This window comes from Acinetobacter sp. 809848, assembly GCF_000581275.1.
Lineage (GTDB): Bacteria > Pseudomonadota > Gammaproteobacteria > Pseudomonadales > Moraxellaceae > Acinetobacter > Acinetobacter pittii.
Window position 1 is genome coordinate 1 of record NZ_JEXG01000185.1, and the last position, 543, is coordinate 543.

Below are 543 nucleotides of genomic sequence, written 5' to 3' on the forward strand. Positions count from 1 at the left end.
AGGCCAAACAATGGGAACCGTATCTCAAGCAAGTCGGGTTCAAAGGCTCATTGCAGGGGGCAGCATGAATACTCATGAAAACTTCGATTTAGAAAAAGCGATTGCTCGTCGTGACAAATTACGAGGCAAATACAACCGTAGTGGGTTATCTAACACTGACTACAATGAGCTACTTCAATTGGATAAGGCAATCGAGCAAGCAATCAAGAATGGTGACTCTAAATGACATCAATGAGCCTTGCTGAATACCGTGAATTATTTCCAGTGAAGGCAAAGAAGCGCCGTTCAGTAAAGCAAGGTACCAGACACCCAAGTGAAGGTGAGATGGTACTAGCAACACACTTGAGAGCATGCAAGACCAGTTTTGAGCAGGAATATAAATTCCATCCAAAACGCAAATGGAGAGCTGATTTTCTGATTACGGGAACAAAGATATTGATTGAGGTTGAAGGCGGTATCTGGAGCGGAGGACGTCACACAAGGGGAAAAGGTTACATCGGGGATATGGAGAAATATAACTCGGCAGCAATGATGGGTTTTACA

2 protein-coding genes are annotated in these 543 nt (G+C 43.8%); both read left to right on the forward strand.

From position 1 onward, the window contains the following. The coding region (locus J536_RS25950) for a hypothetical protein (protein ID WP_050680474.1) at positions 1-226 on the forward strand (226 nt) is incomplete at its 5' end. Next, positions 223-543: hypothetical protein (locus J536_RS24700; protein WP_050680476.1), on the forward strand; the 321-nt coding region annotated here is incomplete at its 3' end. The genes J536_RS25950 and J536_RS24700, both read left to right, overlap by 4 nt.